Raw genomic sequence first — 21,473 nt, forward strand, 5'->3', positions numbered from 1 at the left:
CTGGCTATTTTTTGGTGGAGGAACGAGAAAAGAGCAGGCAAAGCCGATAAAATAGTCAACGATGCCTATTAAATACAACAGGTTAAAGCTCTATGACCCCCTCTTTAGCTAACTTTCTCTGGAGTTTAGTGTTAGGTGCTGTGATTGTGGTAATTCCTATCACTGGCGCTCTAATCTTTATTAGCCAGAAAGATAAAATCAAACGTAATGTCTAAGGCCGGGCCTCGCTCTAGTCTGAGGCTGGGGTGAGGCTTCTTGGTCAGTATCGGCTAAAAACTCGTTACCATAGGGGCAACGAATCATCCAGCACTAGGTCAATGGTTAATTTTGGGCTTAACTCAGCCAGTATTTTAGGAATCTGTCTAGCGGTGGCAGGGGCCGGACTTTACTTTTTACGCTCCGTGCGTCCTGAGGTTTCTCGGGATTACGATATCTTTTTTTCCGCCGTTGGCCTACTGTGTGGGCTGATTCTTTTGTTTCAGGGATGGCGTCTAGACCCGATTTTGCAGTTTGGCCAATTGCTATTAGCGGGTTCAACGGTCTTTTTTGCAGTAGAAACCATCCGACTACGCGGTATTACCACGGAACAGGCCCGGCGGAGTACCCCCTACGCCGATGACCGCCGGGTGAGCAAAACTCGTGTTTACACCGAGGCTGAGCTAGACCAGTTGGAACCCTACGAGGAAAACGAAGACTACAGCAATAATCGTCGTCTCCGGGGCTACAGTGAACCCCGTCCTAATCGGAGTAGCAATTATACCAACACCGATGAGGCCCGGCCACCCCGCTCCCGTCGGCCCAGTAGTCCTCCCCAGACCCCAGACCGGCCCGCTAGTCGTCGGCCCTCCAACCGTCGCCCGCCCCAGCCCTCTACGGATTCCTACGAAAGTTGGGACGAAAGCGCAGATATGTGGGATGAGCAACCCTCAGCCCGTCGTCCCCGTCGGCCGCGACCGGATAGTGATGTCACCAGTCCCACCAGTGCTCGGCCCCGCCGTCCCCGCCCAGAGGCTCCCAGTCGGCCCAGTTCTCGCTACGATGACGAACCCCCTGCGGCCTACGTAGACTATCAACCGCTAGACGAATCCGACGAACAAGATACCTGGACTGAGGGAACGGCTTCCCAAAATAGTGAGCCACCAGTAGATTCCCCTGCTCAGGATTAACCCTAGCTAAAACGTGGTTAAGCAAGGTTTAGGCGGCGTCCGGTTCATTTTCTGGGGAATTGTACTGGGACTAGTATTGCCATTAACCAGTTGTCAATGGGGATCGCAGTTGCCCCTTACCCCTAGCCTTAATAGCCGCTTTAATGACGAACAGCCTAGTCTCAGTGGAGATGGTCGCTGGCTAGCCTTCGTCTCTAACCGCAATGGCACCCGCGAGATTTTAGTCTATAGCCTGGAAAGCCGCAGTTTTATTGAGCTTCCTGGCCTGAATCAAGCCAACATCATTGCCGAAAGTCCTAGCTTAAGCCGAACTGGTCGCTATCTGGTTTATCTGTCCAGTGTGCGGGGCCGTCCCGATGTGGCCCTCTACGACCGTTTAACTAAACGGACTGATCTATTAACCCTCAATTACCGCAGTTGGGTCAGAAGTCCCCAGATTAGCCCGGATGGCCGCTATGTTGTTTTTGAAACGGCTCGCCGGGGGCAATGGGATATAGAAGTCCTCGACCGGGGGCCTGGCATTGAATTAGATGTTCCCAATGGCCTGCCCGTTCCTGGCCCTTCTCCCTAGGCCCTTGCTCCCGCTTGGCGTAGACAGGCCACAATTCCAGAAAAATGATTATTTTCGGCCAGGGCCAGAGCCGTTAAGCCTCCCTGATGTTGACAATGCAAGTCAATCCCCGGTACTTGTAAAAGCCGCTCCACAATAGGCTGATGACCCCGATAGCTAGCCCACATCAAGGGGGTAATTCCCCGTGGGTCGGCTTGATTGACGTTAGCTTCGGCCTGGAGCAGAAGCTCGAGCAGTTCTGGGTTGCCTTGGTCGGCTACCCAAGCCAGGGCCGATTGACCATTTTGATAAACCATATTAGGATCGGCCCCCGCCTGGAGGAGTTGGCGAACCAGTTCTGCCTCACCCAGCGTACATGCCGTGAGTAAGGGCCGGTCGTCTCCCTGGCCAAGATTAGGATCGGCCCCGTTCTCAAGGAGATGGACGACTAAAGGCAGATCCCCTTGGCGCAGGGCCTGGAGCAGAGGAGAATCCCCAGAATCAGATAACAAATTAAGCTTGGCCCCCGCCTGGAGCAGACGATCAACAATGGCCCGATGACCTTCCAGGCAGGCCAAATGGAGGGCCGTTTCCCCCTGGTCATCCGTAGCGTTGACATCCCAGCCCCGGTCGATAAAGGCTTGCAGAATTAGGGGGTGGTTTTCGCTAGCGGCCGTTAACCAGGCCTCTAGGGTTAACTCGACCCCATGGATCACAAGAAGTTGAAATAGGCTTTCCTGGCCCTGGTGAACCGTCTGGAGTAGTAGATTGTCGATTGACTGGGGGCCTAGATTCAGCGTCGCACCGGCTTGTAGTAGGGTTTCGACCATCGGAATCTGGTCTTGCCCCAGGGCCACGGATAGGGCCGTTTCTCCGTCCTTGTCTTGCCAGTTGACCTCGGCTCCGGCGGCGAGGAGTTGGGCCGCAATCTCCAAATGACCGTGGTAGGCCGCGATCATCAGGGCCGTACTCTGGTCAATATTGCCGCGATTAACTGCCGCTCCTGCTTGTAGGAGCAGGGGTAAAATACTTGCTTGTCCGTAGGCCGCCGCTAACATCAGGGGCGTGGTTTGGTGGGGATGGGGACTAAAATCAACCCGGGCCCCCGCTGATAACAGCATTTCCACACCTTGGCCCTGGCCCGCTACTACCGCGATCATCAGGGGCGTTCTGCCCTGGGGATCAACACAATTTGGATTAATACCTTGCTGTAGATATTCCTTGACCCGAGACCACTGGCCCTGCCGAATGGCCTGAAAAAATAGATAATCCGGTTCCGTCACGCCCTTAACTCCCTTGGTTGCTTGTATGGTACAGGGGCCGGGGACAGCCGACAAGGGGCACAAAAAAAGCACTCCCACGAGTGCTCGGTTCGACGATAAAGCGGTAAAAACCTATTTCTTGGGCGAGAGGAACATCATCATATTGCGGCCTTCTCGCTTAGGGGCCTGTTGAATTTCTGCCTCATTCTGGAGGTCGTTGGCCATGCGCTGGAGCAATTCCTCCGCTAGATGGGCATGCTGAATTTCGCGGCCGCGGAAGGTGATGGTGGCCTTAACCTTATCCCCTGCCTTGAGAAAGCGTTGGGCCTGGTTGACCCGGACTTGATAGTCATGTTCGTCAATTTTGTAGCGCATTTTGACTTCTTTGACATCCGCCGTGTGCTGTTTCTTCTTGGCTTCCCGGGCCTTTTTTTCTTGTTCAAACTTATACTTGCCGTAGTCCATGATCCGGCAAACAGGAGGACTGGCGGTTTCACTGACCAATACCAAATCCAGTTCCTGCTCCTCGGCCACCTTGAGGGCCTCTTCGGGGGTCAGGATACCAAGCTGGGAGCCATCATTATCAATGACTCGTATTTCGGGAAAGCGAATTCTTTCGTTAATTTTGGGTAAATCGCGTTGAGGTCGTCTTTTATCGATCACAGGTGTTATCTTGTATGTTTGAAATCGAAAGGGTAGAGGGTAGGAAAAATACTGGGGTTTCTCAGGCTATTCTACCGAGTCTTGGAAAAGTTCGGTCTTAATTTCAGTTTACATTCTAACTTCTGATCCATTATGACGAATTTGCTACGCCTTGCTTCTGCTTCTCTGCTCAGTTTCGTTACGGTGGCCTATCCCCTCATCCCCAGCCAGCCCCTCCAGGCCGAAACCCCACCAGCCGAGACCTTTCGACCCGGCTTTTGGCAACCCGTCGCACGGTTTAACCCTAACCAAGCGGTGACGCTCCAGATCATCAATAAATCGGGGGTAGAACTCGACTACGACATCACTACCCTAGAGTCGCCCGCCCCCCATCGCATCGCCATTGGGGCCTCGGAAACTGTGCGGGAGTTCGGCAACGCTGCCTACATTATGGTCTATCCCGTCAATGCAGATTTTACGGATAAACCCTTTACCCTAAGTTTTCAGGCCGAGGTGAAAACAGCAACCAATCAAGTGATTGTCACGGTTACTAAGGCCGAACCGAGCTTTTTGGGGCATCGTACGATTAACCTGCAAAATACAGGGGCCATTTACTTCTACTAGACCGATTGACCCATGCTTGCTCTCCGTCTCCAGGGCCTGAAGCTCTCGATCCTGGCCCTTAGCGCTGTGTTTTGGCCAACCTGGCCCAGTATTGCTTCCAGCAGTTTCTCCCGGCCAGCGGAACAGGTCGTGGACTGTGACATCCTGATCGTCGGTGCAGGCCTATCGGGAGTGGCCGCCGCCTACGAGGGCCTGTTGGCCGGTAAAACGGTGTGTCTGACGGAAATTACCGATTGGGTCGGGGGCCAGATTTCAGCCCAAGGAACGTCGGCCCTGGATGAACAACCAACCCAGGCCCAAAAGTTGTTTTATTCTCGCGGCTATCTCGATTTCCGTCGTCGCATCCAGGAAATTTACAATGCTCGACATCCCGGCGATTGTTGGGTGAGTCAATCCTGCTTTTTACCTCAGGATGGCCACCACGTCCTCTGGGAAGAACTGCAACAGGCGGCGAAAGACGGCAAGGGCCAACTGCAATGGTTCCCCAACACCGTCATCAAATCCTTGAATCTACAACCCCAAGGGTCTGGCCAGCAAATTGCTTCGGCCATTGCCATTCAGCACCGTCCCGCAAAACAGGCCCCGCCCCTCAACACCCTGCCCCTCTCCCAGACCATTGAGGACAGTTACCGCACCGAAAATTCGGCCCTGTTCGATAAAACCATTATTCAGTTCCAGCCCAAGGCCCCTCAGACAAAGCCGGCCCCCTGGTACGTTATTGAAGCCACGGAAACCGGAGAAATCATTGCCCTAGCGGATGTGCCCTATCGCCTGGGAATTGACCCCCGTTCCTACCTGGAACCCTCGGCCTCTAGCACTACGCCAGACCCCTACTGCACCCAAGGCTTTACCTATACCTTTGCCATGGAGCAGACGGCGGAACCCCAACCCCAGACCATGCCGCCCTTCTATCCCCAGTACGAACCCTACTACAGCTATGAAGCAGCCCGCTTTGCCAATCCCGATCTACTGTTTACCTACCGTCAGATCTGGAGTCCCCAACGGGGTGAACGACAACAATTTAAGGGCCTTGGCTACTATCAGCCCCTACCGGGGAATATTTCTATGCAAAATTGGACCTGGGGTAATGACTACCGACCGGGGACGGCCCAGGACAACTTCATCTACACCCGAGACCAATTGCTCAAGAGCGGTCAACTCGCCCCCGGCGGCTGGCTAGGAGGCCTACGAACCGATGCTCTCCGCAAAGGGGAAGAACACGCCCTGGCCTACTACTATTGGTTTGTGGCGGGCACGACGGATTCCCAACTGGGGCCGGGGGTCAAAAAACCGGCTCCTAACCATCGTTTTCTGCAAGGCCTGGAGTCTCCCATGGGAACGGCCCATGGCCTGTCAAAGTATCCCTACATCCGCGAATCCCGCCGTATTATCGGCCGGCCCTCGTTTTACTATCCCCAGGGCTTTACCATCAACGAAATTGATATTTCCCGCCGCGACTACGGGGAAGACTACTACCGTCAAACCCTTTCCCCCAGCGATTACCGGCAACTCCAGGCGGCCTTGGCTGGTTTAGAGGGCTTTAAAGTCCTAGAGGGCAGTCTGGCCCCAGAGGCCGTCCAACGCCGCAAACGCTCCACCCTTTACCCGGATTCCGTGGGTATTGGTTTCTATGCCATCGACTTCCATCCCTGCATGACAGAATCTCCCCCAGAAAAACCCGGCAATAAAGAACGGGAAGGTGAGCGCCAGGGCGGTAGTCGTTCCTATCCCTTCCAAATCCCCCTACGGGCCCTGATTCCCCAGCAAATTGATAATCTTCTGGTTACGGGAAAAAGTATTGCGGTCAGTCATATTGCTGCTGCCGCCTATCGGGTGCATTCCTTTGAATGGTCAGCCGGAGCCGCCGCTGGTACCGTTGCCGTATTTGCCCTCGACCAGCAAATTTTGCCCTACCAATTAGTGCAGGAACCTCTGATGGGCCAGGCCAAGTTGCCGGCCCTCCGTCGTTTGCTAGAGGAAAATGGCAACCCCACGGCCTTTCCCGATACTTCGATCTTTAACAACACCTGGGACCAGTGGCGCTAGGCTGGCGGGGCTAGGATCAGCAGTTGGCGTTGCTGGAGCTGGCGGACTTCCTCCAGGGCCATCGGCACCTGTTGGAGGTATTGGGCTACCGTCAGGCCGGGCTGATCGTCACAGGCCTGGAGCAGGGCAAATTCCCCTTCGCTCAATTCCAGGGGTTGGTAATCATAGTTAAATAAGCTCCGGCTTGGCCAACCCGTCATACAGGGGTGACGTTCGGGAATGGCAGATAGCAGTAAAGCATCATCCGACCAATCCCAGCGTTCTAGGGGCGGCTTGACCAAGAAAAACTCGTAGTGGGTAATTTCGGGATCCAGCAATTCAATCAGGCGATAGCGTTCCCGCTCGCTCAGGCCGGCCGCTCGGGCCATGAGATCTGGAGATTGGCCAAGCAGTCGTTCTAGTTGCCAGTAGAGGGGATTGGAGAAGCCGACAAATTCCAGGCCCGAAGCCGCGATTAGTTCAAACAAGGTATCAATGTTGTAGTCCACCTCCTGGGGATGGACATACATATCGGCAAAGGACTCGTCCCGATGGTTTTCCAAAGACCAACGCTCCTGCTCTCGTTTCCGCAAACGGTTGTGTTCCGGCAGGCTGGCAAAAATACTGCGGCCCACCGCTACTCCATCGCGGTAATCTCCCCGCTTTTCTCCCTGGAGCAAGGCAATGGCCTGTTGCATTAGTTGGATTTCCCAGCGCCCCAGTTCGGCATAGACAAAAATATGGAACAGGCCTCCGGGGGCCAATTTATCCGCCAGGGCCTGAATTCCTTTGTGAGGGTCGGGGAGATGGTGCAGAACGCCCACGGAATTGATGTAGTCAAACTGGCCGGGTAACTCCGCCGCCCGTTCTAAATTTAAGTGCTGAAAGTTGACCCGCTGACGCAGAACCCCCGACTGTTGGCAACGGGTTTGGGCCACCGCCAGGGCCTTTTCGCTAATATCAATGGCGGTAATCTCTGCCTCAGGGTTGAGGTGAATCAAGTATTCCGTCCCCACGCCGGTACCACAGCCCGCATCCAAAATACGAACATCCTGGCGAGCCGGTTTGCGCCCTGTACAAAAACTATAGGCTGCCGTCCACTGCCAGCGCCAGTTGTAGCCCGGTGGTGGTTCATCCAGGAGCGGTTCTGGCGGGAAGGGATAGGTATTATAAAGACTACGCACCGCACTGTGTTGGGGAGTATCGGGAATCATGGTTCTGGCAAAGAAAACAATAGAAATAGAGAACCCGGCCGGCCCAGGCCCTAGGAAATTCAGTATCCCACATTGCTGGATGGCCCAGGAATCGTGATCAGCCAAGACCCAAGCCCCAGGAGAAATGAACGATGCAGACCCCCATCGACCGACCCTCTAAGCTTGAACCGGATCTACTCCATCAAGCCCCGCCAACGAAGATTCCATTTCAGGCCTTATCTCAGACGCCTGGCCCCTCCTCTATTCCCACTACTCAGTGGCCGGAAACGGTCTTGTCCTACGAAGGTAGCCAGGATTTTCCGGCGTTCGAGTCATATCGTACCGAACTGCTTCTGCCCAGTGAACCAGAAATAAGAAATACTTTAATTTGTTATTTTGATGTCTATGCCGTTAGCAATGGTTCATTCAGCTAAATATTTTCTATAATAATATATTGAAAGTTTTTGATCATTGTCGCTCTGAAGCATAACGTACCACAATTTTCTGCATATCATGTAGCTAGGCTACTTCATAGTTTAATTGCCGAACTCATTCTAACTTTTATGATTAGCGTATATTAATTTCTATGGACGAAAAAATTCAACACGAGCTCAAACAAGCAATTCTTAAATCTTTACCAATTCTTAATACGCTACTAACTGATGATAATTTCGTAGAGCCTTATCTAGTTTGGCGTAAAGAAGCTAGTAGCTCTTGGCGTGGAGAGTATCATAAAAAACCTGCGCTCCATATGATATTCTCTGCTGCGGATAATCAATTAAAAAAGAATGGGGCATGCTTTACAGAGCAATTCTTTGAGAGGCATTCCGAATATAAAGGAAAAGTATGTGTTAGTGGATTTGGCTTGTTCCTTCAACCCAATAATATTTTTCAAAAAATAATTGTTCGTTTTTGGGAGCGATATGAGACGTTTACGAGTGATGTTGCTGCAGTAGATGCCATTGTTGATGAAGTTGTGAATTTCGTGAATCAGCCTACCATAAAGTATTGCTTTCAGGCTCAGCTTCTTAATTTTGAAATGGCCGAGTCAGTCCTTATACTTCCAGAGAATTTAAGCATTCGAAGACTTAATGAACAAGAGGTATCAGCATTTCATGGTGGATCATTAACAATGCATAGAATTGATTCATCGCAGACTTTTGGAATTCATGAATTCGTTATTGAAGGAGAAGGAGAAACATCCAAGATTTTTGTCGATTCTCTAGATGATGATTCTCTAGTTGATAGAATAATCTCTTTCAATCAATTAGATCAATCAAAAAAATTACTTAACAAAGCTATTTTATGTCTTCGAACTTTTAAAGAGGGCCCCATCGGTTACAACCAAATCCACTTTAAACCGTTGAGCTTCTTCCCCTGTCCATTTGGGACATATGGCGGCACTGATTTATATATACCATTTGGTAGATACGAGCTATTAACTAATGAGATAACTGCTCTACATAAGCATGCACAGCTTATATTTAAAGCCTCAGAGTCTGCAATGGAAATGGCCTGTAGCCGATTAGCAGATGCGGAGATAAGAACCCGGCCTCAAGATCGAATAGTTGATGCAGTGATCGGTATGGAAGCTCTTCTTCTGGCAGGATTGGGAAAAGAGGATCGAAGAGGCGAATTGAAGTATCGTTTTTCATTACACTTTTCAACTCTATTCCATTCTCCACAGGAGCGTTATAACGCCTTCCGCAGAGCTAAGGATTTATACGATCTTCGAAGTGCTATCGCGCATGGCAGTAGTTTTACAAAAGATGAATATCGTGTCGGAGAAGAGAAGCTGAGCCTTCTAGATGCTTCCAAGCGAGCAACAGAAGCCCTCCGCACAATCATTCAACATTTTCTTCCTGAAGCTGAATCTGCTCAATATAAGCAGCCTGAATTTTGGAATCAAGCCTATTTTCAACTTCCTAATAATGCTGCCCAGTGACTAAAGAAAAATGCCTGACAAGCCCATTGATTATTGGTTCCGATTCAGGGTTATCTATCACCACGCCCTAATTGACTGACAGCAGTAATAATCGATGCAGCCCTCCATCCAGTAAGCCGCAAGCCGTTGGGATACTTGTCGATGTCCTTAGGACGTTGCTTAGTTAGGGACTAAAACCCTTGGATCAATTAAGTTTATTGCTCTTTTGTCATCCCTAGAAATTTAGTAAGTAATTTGCAATGTTACTGAGGCCCGTACATTTTGTTCACCAGCAATAACAGGAGTGGGCGCAGGGGCCATGGCTCCGCGTACCATCAGACTATCCGCCTGATACATTTTGGGAATGGGGGGGTTAGCGCCATTAACTTGGATCGCAACAATTTCCTTGGGTGTTAGGTTAAGGGATTGCAGAACGGCCTTGGCCTGTTCCTGGGCATCCTGGGTTGCTTTTTGTAGTGCTAAACGCTGGGCCTTGTTAATGGCATCGTCGGTGGCGGTAAAGCTCACGCCATTAATCCGTGTGGCCCCTGTCCTGACGGCTTCATCCAAAATACTGCCCAGGCGGTCGGGAGGAACTTGAAAACTCAGGGTATTGGTGCCCGTGTAGCCTTTGAGTTGGCGCTGGTTATTGTTGTAGTCGTAGTTGGGTTGGAGTTGAATCCCAGTGGTTTGGAGCTTATCAACCCCGCGACTGCGGAGAAAATCCACTACCGCATTACTACTTTTGGCAACCTCGGTTTGGACAGTGCCAGCGGCCGGGGCCGTGATTTCAATACTGAGTTCGACTTGGGCCAGGGTTGTGGCGATGGTTTCGGCGCCTTCCCCCGTGACGGTTAAAGTTCGCAAGAGGGTTTGTTGGGCCAGGGCAGGGGTTAGGGACATCACAGTACTTAAGCCGAAGGCGGAGATAGCGACGAGGAACGGACGAAATACCGGGGTCAAGGTCATAGTACTTTTTTCAAGAAAGGTGAGCTGGTTTGATACGACTATCCCTCATCCTAGCCTATGGTTTTTGTCCTAATTTCCGACCTGGGCCTTGAGCAGAGTGAGGATACTAGTTAGATTCGGGGCCGCACTTAAGGGGAATCCAGGTTAGCAAAGGCTTTATCCTGTTGAGTCTGGAGATATTGAATTAGGGCCTGGCGAATATCCTGCCCTGTTTGCACCACCTGCACGCCCGGCGTTTGGCGGGTTAAAAAGCCTAACCCTACCTCTTTTCCAGTGAGTAGATAGTCCATCAGGGCAACACGATAGGTTTTGCTGGGGACGATGGCCTGGGGGTCAAGGCCTGCCCAATGTAAGTAACCCCCCATACCCTGGTTTTTTTGGCCCTGCGCTACGATTTTTTGCAGTAGTGCCCCCGAGAGATCCGCCGTGATAATTTTTCCGCCAAAGGGCAATAAACGGATAATGTCATACTGGGTGATAGGGCCAGGGGGGATTCTGTCATCGAGACGAATCATGCCACCGTTAAACACCACCAATTGAGCGTCAGGGACAGTCTGGGCCATGGCACGGGTAATCAGGCGGGTTAGATTGGTTGTTTGGGTACGGACACTGGCATCTAGGGCGTCAAGCTCGAGAGGAGATTGGATAACGACGGTCTGGGGGTCAAAGTCTTGGGCTTGGAATGCTTGAAAACCAATCGTTTGCCAGTATTGGGCTACTTGGGCAGTTTCGGGATGATCGGCAATGACTGGAGTAATGGGTTGCAGGCGGGAGCGAATTTGGAGACAGCGAGTAGTGGTATCGTAGGTCAGCTCATGGATATAGACTGTCCGGGCATTGGCGTCAGCTTTCAGGATAGGGGTTTGGTTGCGGGGACAGGTGACACTGTACTGGGGTTTCGTTTGGAGATAACTGTAGAAAATATTTTCATGTTCATGCCCCCCCAAAATCAGGTCAATTTCCGGCACAGCCTTGGCCAAGGCCCTGTCTTCCGCCAAAGATAAATGGGTCACTGCAACCCACACATCGACTTGATCCTTCAGGGCCGCAATCTGACGACGGGCAGTGGTAATGGCAGGAGTGTAGCGGACATAATCAACAGGATTACTCGCAATGGTTAGCCCCAATATTCCCACTCGTACCGTCCCGCCCTTCGCGCCGGGAATATTTAGAATTTGGTACGACAAAATTCCTGGAATGGGTTGACCATCGGGATTCGTCACATTCCCTGCAATCCAACTAAATTGAGATTCCCGTAATCGTTGCTCAAACTCGGCCCGATTGAGGTCAAATTCATGGTTGCCGATGGCGGCATAATCCAACCCCATGGCATTTAAAACCGCTACCATGTGCCGTCCCGCCAGGCGGTTCCCCTGATAAATTGCCGTCCCTAGCGCTGATGGACTCAAAAAATCTCCCGCTAAAATGGTGTAAGTCTGGGGATTTTCCGCCTTCAACTGTTGCCGCACAGTTGCCACTCGCGCTAGGCCCCCCCATTGACCGTTCTCAATTGGGGTTATTTCGTACACATCATTGAGGTGTAGTAGCGTAAAGGGAATGGTTTCGGCCCTGGTTAGCGTTGCGAAGAGTCCCCAACATAGTATCCCCAGCCCCAAACTCCTAAGCCCAAATCCCTTGTCTCGCATTCTCCAGCCCATAGCGGTAGATCACAAATAGTGGTTTCCCCAATTATGGCCCTTGGACAAAACTTTGCGAAATGACTCATGAGCACCCTACATTTTTGGAGAGTTCGATGAAACTGCATACCGATTACAGCCAACGGGTTGTGATAGCGACGCATGATTTGCCCTGGCTTGATTCACCCATGTCCGGTGTGCAACGGCGAATGCTCGAACGTGATGGCGAAGAAGTGGCCCGGGCTACCTCCATTGTTCGCTATGCGGCCAATAGTCACTTTTCAGCCCATACCCACGGCGGCGGGGAAGAATTTTTTGTCCTTGAGGGGGTTTTTTCCGACGAATATGGGGATTATCCAGCCGGTACCTATATCCGCAATCCTGTGGGTTCGACCCATACGCCGTTCAGTCAGGAGGGCTGTACAATTTTGGTCAAACTCTGGCAAATGCACCCGGATGATCAACAACGAGTGGCCATTGATACCCCACAAACTGCCTGGGTTCCAGGATTAGTAAAAGGTTTAGAAGTCATGCCCCTCCACAGCTTTGGAACGGAGCAAGTGGCCCTGGTGAAATGGGCACCGGGCACCCAGTTTTCCCATCATAGCCATTGGGGCGGGGAGGAAATCTTTGTTCTGGAGGGGGTTTTTGAGGATGAATGGGGAACTTATCCACAGGGTACCTGGCTACGCAATTCCCATGGTAGTCGTCACACGCCGTTTAGTCGCCAAGGCTGCGTAATTTACGTTAAAACGGGGCATTTATCTAAGGAGTGTCTTGCTTGAATCAAAGATTGACGCGGATGGAGGCTATTCAATCCCCTGTAATTCCCTTAATTGGTGAATGGGTTTCTCAGACCCCCGGAACCATTTCCCTTGGGCAAGGGGTCGCCTTTTACCCTCCTCCCCCAACAGTGATCGAAGCCCTCCAGCGCCGTTTAATCAATCAACCTCTCCACCAATACCACTCGGTTACAGGACTACCAAGCTTAATTGAGGCTATTACTCAAAAGTTGGCCCAGGACAATCAAGTCGATGTCAGCAATAATCAGGCAGTGGTGGTGACAGCGGGCGCTAACATGGGCTTTTTGAATGCAGTTCTAGCCATTACCCAAGTCAAAGACGAAATTATTCTTAATACTCCCTACTATTTCAATCACGAAATGGCGATTCGCATTGCTGGCTGTGAGCCAGTCTGTGTTCCAACTGATGACCAGTACCAGCCTCAACTTGAGGCCCTCGCTTCTGCTATTACCCCTAGAACTCGTGCCATTGTTACCATTTCTCCTAACAATCCCACCGGAGCTATCTATCCTGAATCAACGTTGAGAGCCGTGAATCAGCTCTGTCGTACACACGGCATCTATCACATTCATGATGAAGCCTACGATTACTTTGCGTACGACTCTACGCCTATTTTCTCCCCAGCAGCGATTGCTGACAGCGACAACCACACGATTTCCCTCTACAGCTTCTCCAAAGCCTATGGCCTGGCTGGCTGGCGTATGGGCTATATGCTGATTCCTTCAGATCTATTGCTTGCTATCAAAAAAATTCAGGATACCAATCTGATCTGTCCTCCCCTTGCATCCCAATATGCGGCGCTCGCCTGTCTAGCAGAAGGCAAATCCTATTCCCAGCAGTTTTTACCGGAAATGGGCCGCTGTCGCCTGCAACTCCTCAAGGCATTAGCTTCCATTAGTGAATATTGTCGATTAGTAACTCCTCAAGGGGCCTTTTACTGTTTCCTACAACTCCGTTCCCATCGACCAGATCTTGAACTTGTCAAAGCACTCATTGAAGATTTTCAGGTAGGTGTTCTGCCAGGCTCGACTTTTGGGATGACCCATGGCTGTTATCTACGCATTGCTTATGGTGCCCTACGCGAGGAAACTGCGAGCCTGGGGATCAGCCGCTTAGTTACTGGAATCAAAGCACTCAGTGTCAAATAAATAGGGAGTTATAAATTGAGGGACACACCATACACGCTAAACCAGTTCTTGTATTCTTCACTAAGTTTCAGGCGTTTACCAAGGGGGAGCTAGACGTCGCAATCCATGGCCTAAGACAATCAGCATAAAACCTAGATTCCTAATCCATACTCCCCAAAAGGGCAAAGAGACTGGTCGCAGGGGACATTGTTGTACTCGGGCCTCAGCCAACTGCTCAGCCAGCCGTTGCATCCAATCTACTGTCCTTGGCCATTCCACCAATTTTTCTAAATACTTTTTGGGAATTCCCGCTTTACCCACGGCTGCTCCAATAATCCCCCCAGCCATTGCCGCTGTTGAGTCTGTATCTCCACCACAGACAATTAAGGCCTGAACCGCTTGCTCATAATTGTGAGGATAGGAGAGCCAAGCATGAATCACGACTGGAACTGTATGGAACATATAGCCCGATACTCCTTTCTCTAGGCCGAGGGATTGGGCAAAGGCTGGAGTTGTTTCTTTTTTTTCTACGCTTCTCACGGCTTGATAGATCAAGGTCAGTAATTCCTGAGCTGTTTCATCTAAACTGGTTTCTACCTCTTTGAGAAATTGTTGAGGACTAACAACATCTTGCTCACAAGCTAGGCGAGTGGCTAAGGCAATAACCCAAGCCCCTTGTTCGGCCTTGGGATCAGTATGGGTGAGATAGGTTGAATAATGGATCAATTCTTGTAGCTGATCCCGCTCTACCACAGCTGCGCCTAAAATAGCGGCTCGCATGCCTGGCCCATTACCCGCCGAAAAAACACCCGCTCGGTCAGCAGAGAATCCTAACCATAGCTTAATAATGGCTCGCAGTGTTGCTAAACCAATACCCGCTGGAAGAGCTAACAACCACCAGCGCAAGCGCCACGCCAGATCGTCGGCAAATCTAGCGGGTATTCCCCCACTTGCAATTAGAGCTTGGGCCGTCATACAAGCATGTTCCGTATCGTCAGACACAAAACCATAGGGGCCTAATAGACGATACCGATTCGGTAACCCCAGTAAACGCTGACCTCGACCCCGAGACAGGCCCTCATAGGGAAGGCCGAGAGCATCCCCAACCGCGGTTCCTAGTAGGCAGCCAGTCAGCCGATCTGATAAGGATAATGACAAGGGTTTTGTCGTGACTAAATTTTGGTTGATTTTAGCGAACTAATCATCTGTCTCCGCCAGGAAGGCCAGATTCCTGTCCCAATAAAGTACCACAGTATTTGCAATGGTTGGCATCGGCATCATGGCCACTAGCTCGACAGTTGGGACAACAATGCCCAAGGGATGGAGGGCCAAATCCTAAACGAGATTGAGAAAGGCCTTGGACAATAGCTCCGGTCGGGACAGCAATAATGCCATAGCCCAACAACATTACAGCGGAGGCCAATAATTTTCCCAGGGCCGTCTGGGGCGCAATATCACCGTAGCCTACCGTGGTCATCGTTACAATTGTCCAGTAAACGCTTTGGGGAATACTACTAAAGCCGTGCTCCGAACCTTCCACAAAATACATCAATGAACCAATAATCACAGTTAGAATTAGGACAAAACCAAGAAAAACTGTGATCTTGCGAAAACTGGACTTTAGTGAAACTAACAATTCCTTCGCTTCTTCGGAAAAACGTAGCAGTTTCAAGATCCTAAAAATTCGCAAAAAGCGGAGGGCCCGAAATACAGATAAAGAAGGGAATCCAATAACAAAAAGACCCAAAAAAGAAGGAAGAATTGCGACAAGATCGATCAGACCAAAAAAGCTGAGAGCATAACGGAAAGGTCGTTCTGCTGTTCCCAGCCGTAGGCCATATTCTAGGGTAAAGAGAAACGTAAATCCATACTCACTCCAGCCAAAAAACGCCTGATAGTCCTGATGTAGAGTGGGGACGCTATCTAGTAAGCTTTCGAGGACACTAGCTAAAATACAGACGAGTAAAACTAACTCCAATACCCGACCCAGGAGGGTTTCAGAATTAAAGAGTGTTTCCCTAAATAAAGTTTGTAATGACATGATGTTCGCTTGCCCCGGCCTTGATTAATTTTACAAGTGCCTTGCTCCGGCATTGGATGATTAAAGAAGGAAAAAGGAAACTCCCTTAATGCTACAAAAATTTATTTTGATAGGCTCTTAAAATATCATAGTACAACACCAGGATTGGTAACAGAATAGAGTTAACAATTTAAGCATTTACGCAATTTATCTTAGCGGTAATGATGGGCTCTCTTCTCTAGGCTTCTTATATATCTAAGCAATGCCAGACAGCTACTACCATGCTCCGCAGTTCAACACAGACAGAGTCAGTGGTATAGTCGGGCTTCAGAGAGCTGATCTTAATCCTCCAGGCCTTGGAAAAAGTTGATGGTTTGGGCCAGGGAATGCACAAAGCGGTCTATTTCGGCAAAGGTATTGTAGAAGTAAAGACTGGCCCGAGCACTACCGGAGGCTTCAAAGAAGCGGTGCAGGGGTTGGGTACAGTGGTGTCCCGAGCGAATGGCAATGCCGTCTTGATCTAAAAGAGTGGCTAAATCACTGGCATGGAGGCCTGGGACATTAAAGGCTGCCAAGGCCGCCCGACCTTGGCCCTGGGCATCGGGTAGGGGGCCATAGAGACGCAGTCGGGGGATGGTCTGGAGTTGTTGGAAGAGGTAGGCCGTTAGTTCCTGTTCGTAGGCGTGGATGCGCTCCATCCCTAAGTCTAAGAGGTAATCAATGGCGGCCCCCAAAGCAATGGCCTCACCAATGGCCGGGGTTCCTGCCTCAAACTTGTGGGGCAGGTGGCCACAGGTAAAATGGTCTAAAAAGACATCGGCAATCATCTCCCCTCCCCCGAGAAACGGGGGCATAGCTTCCAACAGGGCCTCTTTGCCGTAGAGAAAGCCAATGCCCGTCGGCCCACACATTTTATGGCCACTGGCCACGAGCCAGTCACAATCGAGTCGTTGCACATCAATGGGGGTATGGGGCACACTCTGGCAGGCATCGATGAGCACTTTCGCACCAGTCTGATGGGCCAAGGCCGTAATCTCCTCAACGGGGTTAATACAGCCCAGGGTGTTAGAGACATGAACCACCGTTACCAGTTTGGTTTTTTCCGACAGTAGGCCCTGGAAATGTGCTAAGTCAAAGGTCTCCTCCGGCGTCAGGGCCACGTGCTTGAGCACGGCTCCGGTTTTCTGGGCCACCATCTGCCAGGGCACGAGATTACTGTGGTGCTCCATGACAGACGTCAGGATTTCATCACCGGGTTTAAGGGTATTCAGGCCCCAACTATAGGCCACTAAGTTAATGGCCTCCGTGGCATTGCGGGTATAAACAATTTCCTGGCGAGAACGGGCATGGATCAATTTCGCCACCTTGTCTCGTACCGCTTCGTAGGCTTCCGTCGCCCGCACACTCAAACTGTGGGCTCCGCGGTGGACATTGGCATTATCTTTTTCGTAATAATGTCTTAGGGCCTCTAGCACCGCCAGGGGTTTTTGGGAGGTGGCGGCATTATCCAGATAGACTAGCGGATGGCCATTTACCTCCTGCTGGAGGATGGGAAAATCAGCGCGGACTTGGGCGGCCAGGGTAGGAACTTGCAGGGCAGTCATGGGGAAGGGTAAAAGAAAGACGGAATCACAATGACGAGAGGAAATGATAGCCAGGCTAGAGGGTGCGGCAGGCAATACATTGTTCTAAGCGTTTTTGCAGGGCAGGCAGAGGCAGTCGCTGGAGAATTTCCCCCGCAAAGGCATCAATCAATAAATGGCGGGCATCGGCATCATTCAGGCCCCGGCTACGAAGATAAAAGAGTTCATCAGCCTCCAACTGACTCACCGTGGCCCCGTGGGAACACTTGACGTTATCGGCGGTAATCTGTAGTTCCGGCTTGGTGTTAATCCGGGCCTTGCTAGATAGCAGGAGGTTACGGTTTAACTGGGCAGCATTGGTCAACTGGGCGGCCTGGGGCACCAAGACCTTACCGTTAAAGATGCCGTGGGCGTAGTCATCCACAATGGTTTTGTGTAATTGCTCCGTCGTGCCGTGGGAATAGCGCAGGTAGATGGCACTGTGGGTATCGGCCACCTGGCGTCCGGCAATGGCCGTCAGGCCAAACAATTGGGTGGTGGTTTGTTCTCCCTGCTGAACCACATCCAGATTATGACGAGACAATTTGGCCCCGAGGTTAATATCTACTAGTTGATAATGGCTATTTTTTTGCTGGTTGACGGCGGTTTTAGCAATATGGAAACTATCCCCCGAATCGCGCTGATTACGGAGGTGGGTCAACTGGGCATTATCCCCCAGAAAAATTTCCGCCACAATGTTGTTGAAGTAGGGCTGGTGTTGGGGCCGGTCGCTACAGTTATCGGTCACGGCTCCGTAGGATTCCGCTAGGGTCAGGCGGCTATGGTCTTCCGCCACGACGAGCAGACGGGGTTGTACTAGGGCCGGTGTGTGTGCAACCGCCGTCAAAAAAAGGAGATGAACCGGGGTTTCCAGCAGGGTTTCCGGCGGTAACCAAACCACAGCAACATCATCTAGGCCAGCGGTATTCAGAACGGTAAAGGCCTCCCCTAGGCCCTCGCTCTGTCCCAGGTAATCTAAGAGACGGGCTTGGCCCTGGGCCGGTAGTTGACTAAAGGGGCCCACAAAGACTGAGGCTGGCAAAGCACTCAGATCCGAACCGGCTACGTTATAGGCTCCATTGATAAAGACCAGACGACTATGGCGGGCCTCCGGCAAAATAAAAGCCTCCAGTTGGTCTGGGGCCAGGGCCGGGGCAGGAAGGGTCTGAAATTCGACCTTCACTAAATCAGCTAGATCCGTAAATCGCCACTCTTCATCCCGCTTGCTGGGGAGGGTTAGTCCAGAGGCCTGACTAAGGGCCTGTTGACGCAAGGGGTTCAGGCCCTCGACGGCGGCAACGGTTTTGCTTTGACTGGAGCGGAGCAGTTTAGCCCAGTCATCAGCCGTTGAAGATTGACGTAATTCGCGCTCTAGGGTGGCAATATCACTCATGGGTTCGTCCCTAACGTGGTTCAAGACAGTTTAGTCGGTCAGTTTCGCCAGGTCTCCCTAGGCCGTAGTTAGCATCTTTTCATCGAGAAAATCGTAGCCCTTGGCTTCCAATTCCAGGGCCAATTCTTTACCACCACTCATGACAATTTGGCCATCGTACATGACATGGATCTGGTCAGGAACAATGTAGTTGAGCAGGCGTTGATAGTGGGTAATCACCAGGGTGGCATTATCAGGAGTCTTGAGAGAATTAACGCCTTCGGAAACAATGCGCAGGGCGTCAATATCCAGACCCGAATCAATTTCATCGAGAATGGCCAAACTCGGTTCTAAAATCGCCATTTGCAGAATTTCATTGCGCTTTTTCTCACCCCCAGAGAACCCCTCATTCAGACTACGTTCCAGGAAGCTAGGATTCATTTTGACGATCTCTAGTTTTTCCTGTACCAGATCTTCAAAATCAAAAGCATCGATTTCTTCAAGTCCCAAATACTTACACTTAGCGTTATAGGCAATGCGGAGAAAATCAAGGTTACTTACCCCAGGAATTTCCAAGGGATACTGAAAGGCCAAAAAAATGCCCAGTAGAGCACGTTCATGGGGTTCTTTTTCTAAAAGATTTTCTCCCTTGTAGAGAATTTCACCACCGGTTACTTCGTAATCAGGATGGCCCGTTAACACCTTAGAAAAGGTACTTTTGCCCGAGCCGTTTCGGCCCATGATGGCATGGATTTCCCCGGCTTTAATCTCTAGATTCAGACCTTTTAAAATCGGGGTTCCTTCAACACTGGCAGTCAGATTTTTGACGGATAAAATGGGGGCACTCATCAGATTAACAACAGAAGTAAATAGAAGACAAATGAAACGTATGATGATTGAAATCAGGGCAATACAGGACTTAACCGACGGTACCCTCTAGTTTCAAACTCAACAGCTTATCGGCCTCTGCAGCAAATTCCAGGGGTAATTCATTGAGAACTTCCTTGCAAAAGCCACTGACCAAGAGGGAAATGGCGTCTTCTTCCGAAATACCCCGCTGGGCAAAGTAGAAAAGCTGATCTTCGCCAATTTTTGATGTAGAGGCCTCATGCTCGACCTTGGCTGTATTATTATCGACTTGAATATAGGGAAAGGTATTGGCTTCCGCTCGGTCGCCGATCAGCATGGAATCACATTGAGAGTAATTACGAGCGCCCTTGGCTTGGGGGCCCATTTTCACCAGGCCACGATAACTATTTTGGGAATTCCCAGCAGAAATACCCTTGGAAATGATGGTACTGCGGGTATTTTTACCGATGTGGATCATCTTGGTGCCCGTGTCTGCCTGCTGCTTATTATTAGTCAACGCAATGGAATAAAATTCCCCAACGGAATGATCCCCCACCAGCACACAACTGGGGTATTTCCAGGTAATCGCTGAACCCGTTTCTACCTGCGTCCAGGAAATCTTCGAGTTAACGCCCTTACACAGGCCCCGCTTGGTGACGAAGTTGTAAATCCCTCCTTTGCCGTTGGCATCACCAGCGTACCAATTCTGCACTGTAGAGTACTTAATTTCGGCATTGTCCAAGGCCACTAATTCCACCACAGCGGCATGGAGTTGATTGCTGTCATACATGGGCGCTGTACAGCCTTCAAGGTATGAAACACTTGCTCCTTCTTCGGCTATGATTAATGTCCGTTCAAACTGGCCGGTATCGCCGTTATTAATACGGAAATAGGTCGATAAATCCATGGGGCATTTAATGCCTTTAGGAATAAAGACAAAGGAGCCATCGCTAAATACCGCAGAGTTCAAAGCGGCAAAGTAATTATCGGCAATGGGCACCACACTCCCCAAATATTTCTGCACCAGGTCTGGATGTTCCTGCAGGGCCTCGGAGATGGAGCAGAAAATAACCCCGTGTTCCGCTAGTTTTTCCTTAAAGGTCGTACCAATGGAAACACTGTCAAAAATGGCATCCACGGCCACATTACTCAGGCGTTTTTGTTCGGAGAGGGGAATTCCTAATTTCTCAAAGGTTTCCAACAAGGCCGGATCAACGTCATCCAGGCTGTCTAATTTTTCTTTCTTCTGTTTCGGCGCGGAATAGTAAATAATATCCTGGTAGTCGATGGCGGGATAGCTCACGTGCGGCCAGGTCGGCTCAGTCATGGTCAACCAGTGACGATAGGCCCGGAGCCGAAATTCCAGCATGAAGTCTGGTTCATTTTTCTTAGCGGAAATGAGCCGAATTACGTCTTCATTCAGGCCCCGAGGAATGGTATCCGCTTCAATCTCGGTGACAAAGCCGTATTTATAGGGTTGATTGACGAGGGTTTTGAGGTTGGTCGCACTCATCGGATGTTATGTTCTCCCGCAGGATTGGAAAGGGGTCAGCGAGTCAGACTCTAGAATCTAGATTTCGCGTCGTTGGGCTTAGGGATGGCCCGATTGTATTTCTCAAGGGGGACTTAAACAACGATTTGCTTGCTTAAGTTTCCTTCAGGATAGATTAACAATGGCTAAGTTGTCA

20 protein-coding genes are annotated in these 21,473 nt (G+C 50.6%); 9 read left to right on the forward strand and 11 right to left on the reverse strand.

Features of this window, described 5'->3' with window-relative positions; genetic code table 11:
* The first annotated feature begins 92 nt into the window (after positions 1–92).
* The 3 genes from ABXS88_RS05825 (at position 93) to ABXS88_RS05835 (ending at position 1,737) form a co-directional block, all read left to right on the forward strand.
* On the forward strand, positions 93–215 hold the full coding sequence (locus ABXS88_RS05825; protein ID WP_353674240.1) for a photosystem II reaction center X protein: 123 nt from the start codon (positions 93–95) through the stop codon (positions 213–215).
* 102 nt (positions 216–317) lie between these two features.
* Positions 318–1,166 carry a Ycf66 family protein gene (locus ABXS88_RS05830; RefSeq protein ID WP_353674241.1) on the forward strand — a complete coding sequence of 283 codons (849 nt, stop codon included), beginning with the start codon at positions 318–320 and terminating at the stop codon, positions 1,164–1,166.
* Positions 1,167–1,275: 109 nt separating this feature from the next.
* Positions 1,276–1,737, forward strand: a complete 462-nt coding sequence (locus tag ABXS88_RS05835) for a biopolymer transporter Tol (protein ID WP_353674242.1) — start codon at positions 1,276–1,278, stop codon at positions 1,735–1,737.
* Here ABXS88_RS05835 and ABXS88_RS05840 read toward each other — a convergent pair.
* A complete protein-coding gene (locus ABXS88_RS05840; protein ID WP_353674243.1) occupies positions 1,734–3,053 on the reverse strand; it encodes an ankyrin repeat domain-containing protein in 1,320 nt (439 codons plus the stop codon). The two genes, ABXS88_RS05835 and ABXS88_RS05840, sit on opposite strands and share 4 nt — an antisense overlap.
* A 57-nt stretch (positions 3,054–3,110) precedes the next feature.
* Positions 3,111–3,641, reverse strand: coding sequence for a translation initiation factor IF-3 (gene infC / locus ABXS88_RS05845; protein ID WP_353674244.1), 531 nt, complete (start codon positions 3,639–3,641; stop codon positions 3,111–3,113).
* Between the two features lie 132 nt (positions 3,642–3,773).
* On the opposite strand from infC, the gene ABXS88_RS05850 reads away from it, so the two are divergent.
* Positions 3,774–4,244, forward strand: a complete 471-nt coding sequence (locus ABXS88_RS05850; protein ID WP_353674245.1) for a hypothetical protein — start codon at positions 3,774–3,776, stop codon at positions 4,242–4,244.
* 12 nt (positions 4,245–4,256) lie between these two features.
* Positions 4,257–6,290, forward strand: a complete 2,034-nt coding sequence (locus ABXS88_RS05855) for an FAD-dependent oxidoreductase (protein ID WP_353674246.1) — start codon at positions 4,257–4,259, stop codon at positions 6,288–6,290.
* Here the strand turns inward: ABXS88_RS05855 and ABXS88_RS05860 are convergent.
* Entirely contained in the window at positions 6,287–7,483 is a 1,197-nt protein-coding gene (locus ABXS88_RS05860; protein WP_353674247.1) for a class I SAM-dependent methyltransferase, read from the reverse strand. The genes ABXS88_RS05855 and ABXS88_RS05860 overlap by 4 nt on opposite strands.
* 131 nt (positions 7,484–7,614) lie before the next feature.
* Here ABXS88_RS05860 and ABXS88_RS05865 point away from each other — a divergent pair, with 131 nt between their 5' ends.
* Together ABXS88_RS05865 and ABXS88_RS05870 are read left to right on the forward strand one after the other, a co-directional pair.
* Positions 7,615–7,896 carry a hypothetical protein gene (locus tag ABXS88_RS05865; protein WP_353674248.1) on the forward strand — a complete coding sequence of 94 codons (282 nt, stop codon included), beginning with the start codon at positions 7,615–7,617 and terminating at the stop codon, positions 7,894–7,896.
* A 152-nt stretch (positions 7,897–8,048) separates the two neighbouring features.
* Positions 8,049–9,407: a hypothetical protein gene (locus tag ABXS88_RS05870; protein ID WP_353674249.1), complete on the forward strand. Its 1,359-nt coding sequence runs from the start codon at positions 8,049–8,051 to the stop codon at positions 9,405–9,407.
* A 222-nt stretch (positions 9,408–9,629) separates the two neighbouring features.
* Here the strand turns inward: ABXS88_RS05870 and ABXS88_RS05875 are convergent, their stop codons facing one another.
* Both ABXS88_RS05875 and ABXS88_RS05880 read right to left on the reverse strand, forming a co-directional pair.
* Positions 9,630–10,355 carry an SIMPL domain-containing protein gene (locus tag ABXS88_RS05875; RefSeq protein ID WP_353674250.1) on the reverse strand — a complete coding sequence of 242 codons (726 nt, stop codon included), beginning with the start codon at positions 10,353–10,355 and terminating at the stop codon, positions 9,630–9,632.
* Positions 10,356–10,483: 128 nt separating this feature from the next.
* Positions 10,484–12,013, reverse strand: a complete 1,530-nt coding sequence (locus tag ABXS88_RS05880; RefSeq protein WP_353674251.1) for a bifunctional metallophosphatase/5'-nucleotidase — start codon at positions 12,011–12,013, stop codon at positions 10,484–10,486.
* 95 nt (positions 12,014–12,108) lie between these two features.
* Here ABXS88_RS05880 and ABXS88_RS05885 point away from each other — a divergent pair, with 95 nt between their 5' ends.
* Positions 12,109–12,777 (forward strand): cupin domain-containing protein, encoded by a 669-nt coding sequence (locus ABXS88_RS05885; RefSeq protein ID WP_353674252.1) that lies wholly within the window; start codon positions 12,109–12,111, stop codon positions 12,775–12,777.
* Positions 12,774–13,943, forward strand: a complete 1,170-nt coding sequence (locus ABXS88_RS05890) for a pyridoxal phosphate-dependent aminotransferase (RefSeq protein ID WP_353674253.1) — start codon at positions 12,774–12,776, stop codon at positions 13,941–13,943. The genes ABXS88_RS05885 and ABXS88_RS05890 overlap by 4 nt, the downstream gene beginning before the upstream one ends.
* A gap of 75 nt (positions 13,944–14,018) precedes the next feature.
* Here the strand turns inward: ABXS88_RS05890 and ABXS88_RS05895 are convergent, their stop codons facing one another.
* The 6 genes from ABXS88_RS05895 to sufB form a co-directional block, all read right to left on the reverse strand.
* The gene (locus ABXS88_RS05895) at positions 14,019–15,080 is read right to left on the reverse strand and encodes an ADP-ribosylglycohydrolase family protein (RefSeq protein WP_353674254.1); all 1,062 of its coding nucleotides are present in this window, start codon (positions 15,078–15,080) and stop codon (positions 14,019–14,021) included.
* Between the two features lie 43 nt (positions 15,081–15,123).
* The gene (locus ABXS88_RS05900) at positions 15,124–15,963 is read right to left on the reverse strand and encodes an ion transporter (protein ID WP_353674255.1); all 840 of its coding nucleotides are present in this window, start codon (positions 15,961–15,963) and stop codon (positions 15,124–15,126) included.
* 320 nt (positions 15,964–16,283) lie between these two features.
* Positions 16,284–17,546, reverse strand: coding sequence for a SufS family cysteine desulfurase (locus ABXS88_RS05905; protein ID WP_353674256.1), 1,263 nt, complete (start codon positions 17,544–17,546; stop codon positions 16,284–16,286).
* 55 nt (positions 17,547–17,601) lie between these two features.
* On the reverse strand, positions 17,602–18,957 hold the full coding sequence (gene sufD / locus ABXS88_RS05910; RefSeq protein WP_353674257.1) for a Fe-S cluster assembly protein SufD: 1,356 nt from the start codon (positions 18,955–18,957) through the stop codon (positions 17,602–17,604).
* A 57-nt stretch (positions 18,958–19,014) separates the two neighbouring features.
* Positions 19,015–19,785 (reverse strand): Fe-S cluster assembly ATPase SufC, encoded by a 771-nt coding sequence (gene sufC / locus ABXS88_RS05915; protein ID WP_353674258.1) that lies wholly within the window; start codon positions 19,783–19,785, stop codon positions 19,015–19,017.
* Positions 19,786–19,855: 70 nt separating this feature from the next.
* Complete coding sequence (gene sufB / locus ABXS88_RS05920; protein WP_353674259.1) at positions 19,856–21,298, reverse strand: Fe-S cluster assembly protein SufB; 1,443 nt, start codon at positions 21,296–21,298, stop codon at positions 19,856–19,858.
* Between the last annotated feature and the right edge of the window lie 175 nt (positions 21,299–21,473).

Origin of the sequence: Synechocystis sp. LKSZ1 (assembly GCF_040436315.1) — a bacterium.
In the GTDB taxonomy this organism is placed as follows: Bacteria; Cyanobacteriota; Cyanobacteriia; order Cyanobacteriales; family Microcystaceae; genus Synechocystis.

Coding starts and splice junctions, on each gene's coding strand:
- ABXS88_RS05825 (WP_353674240.1), top strand. CDS start 93: ATGACCCCCTCTTTAGCTAACTTTCTCTGGAGTTTAGTGTTAGGTGCT.
- ABXS88_RS05830 (WP_353674241.1), top strand. CDS start 318: ATGGTTAATTTTGGGCTTAACTCAGCCAGTATTTTAGGAATCTGTCTA.
- ABXS88_RS05850 (WP_353674245.1), top strand. CDS start 3,774: ATGACGAATTTGCTACGCCTTGCTTCTGCTTCTCTGCTCAGTTTCGTT.
- ABXS88_RS05855 (WP_353674246.1), top strand. CDS start 4,257: ATGCTTGCTCTCCGTCTCCAGGGCCTGAAGCTCTCGATCCTGGCCCTT.
- ABXS88_RS05860 (WP_353674247.1), bottom strand. CDS start 7,483: ATGATTCCCGATACTCCCCAACACAGTGCGGTGCGTAGTCTTTATAAT.
- ABXS88_RS05865 (WP_353674248.1), top strand. CDS start 7,615: ATGCAGACCCCCATCGACCGACCCTCTAAGCTTGAACCGGATCTACTC.
- ABXS88_RS05870 (WP_353674249.1), top strand. CDS start 8,049: ATGGACGAAAAAATTCAACACGAGCTCAAACAAGCAATTCTTAAATCT.
- ABXS88_RS05875 (WP_353674250.1), bottom strand. CDS start 10,355: ATGACCTTGACCCCGGTATTTCGTCCGTTCCTCGTCGCTATCTCCGCC.
- ABXS88_RS05880 (WP_353674251.1), bottom strand. CDS start 12,013: ATGGGCTGGAGAATGCGAGACAAGGGATTTGGGCTTAGGAGTTTGGGG.
- ABXS88_RS05885 (WP_353674252.1), top strand. CDS start 12,109: ATGAAACTGCATACCGATTACAGCCAACGGGTTGTGATAGCGACGCAT.
- ABXS88_RS05900 (WP_353674255.1), bottom strand. CDS start 15,963: ATGTCATTACAAACTTTATTTAGGGAAACACTCTTTAATTCTGAAACC.
- ABXS88_RS05905 (WP_353674256.1), bottom strand. CDS start 17,546: ATGACTGCCCTGCAAGTTCCTACCCTGGCCGCCCAAGTCCGCGCTGAT.
- sufD (WP_353674257.1), bottom strand. CDS start 18,957: ATGAGTGATATTGCCACCCTAGAGCGCGAATTACGTCAATCTTCAACG.
- sufC (WP_353674258.1), bottom strand. CDS start 19,785: ATGAGTGCCCCCATTTTATCCGTCAAAAATCTGACTGCCAGTGTTGAA.
- sufB (WP_353674259.1), bottom strand. CDS start 21,298: ATGAGTGCGACCAACCTCAAAACCCTCGTCAATCAACCCTATAAATAC.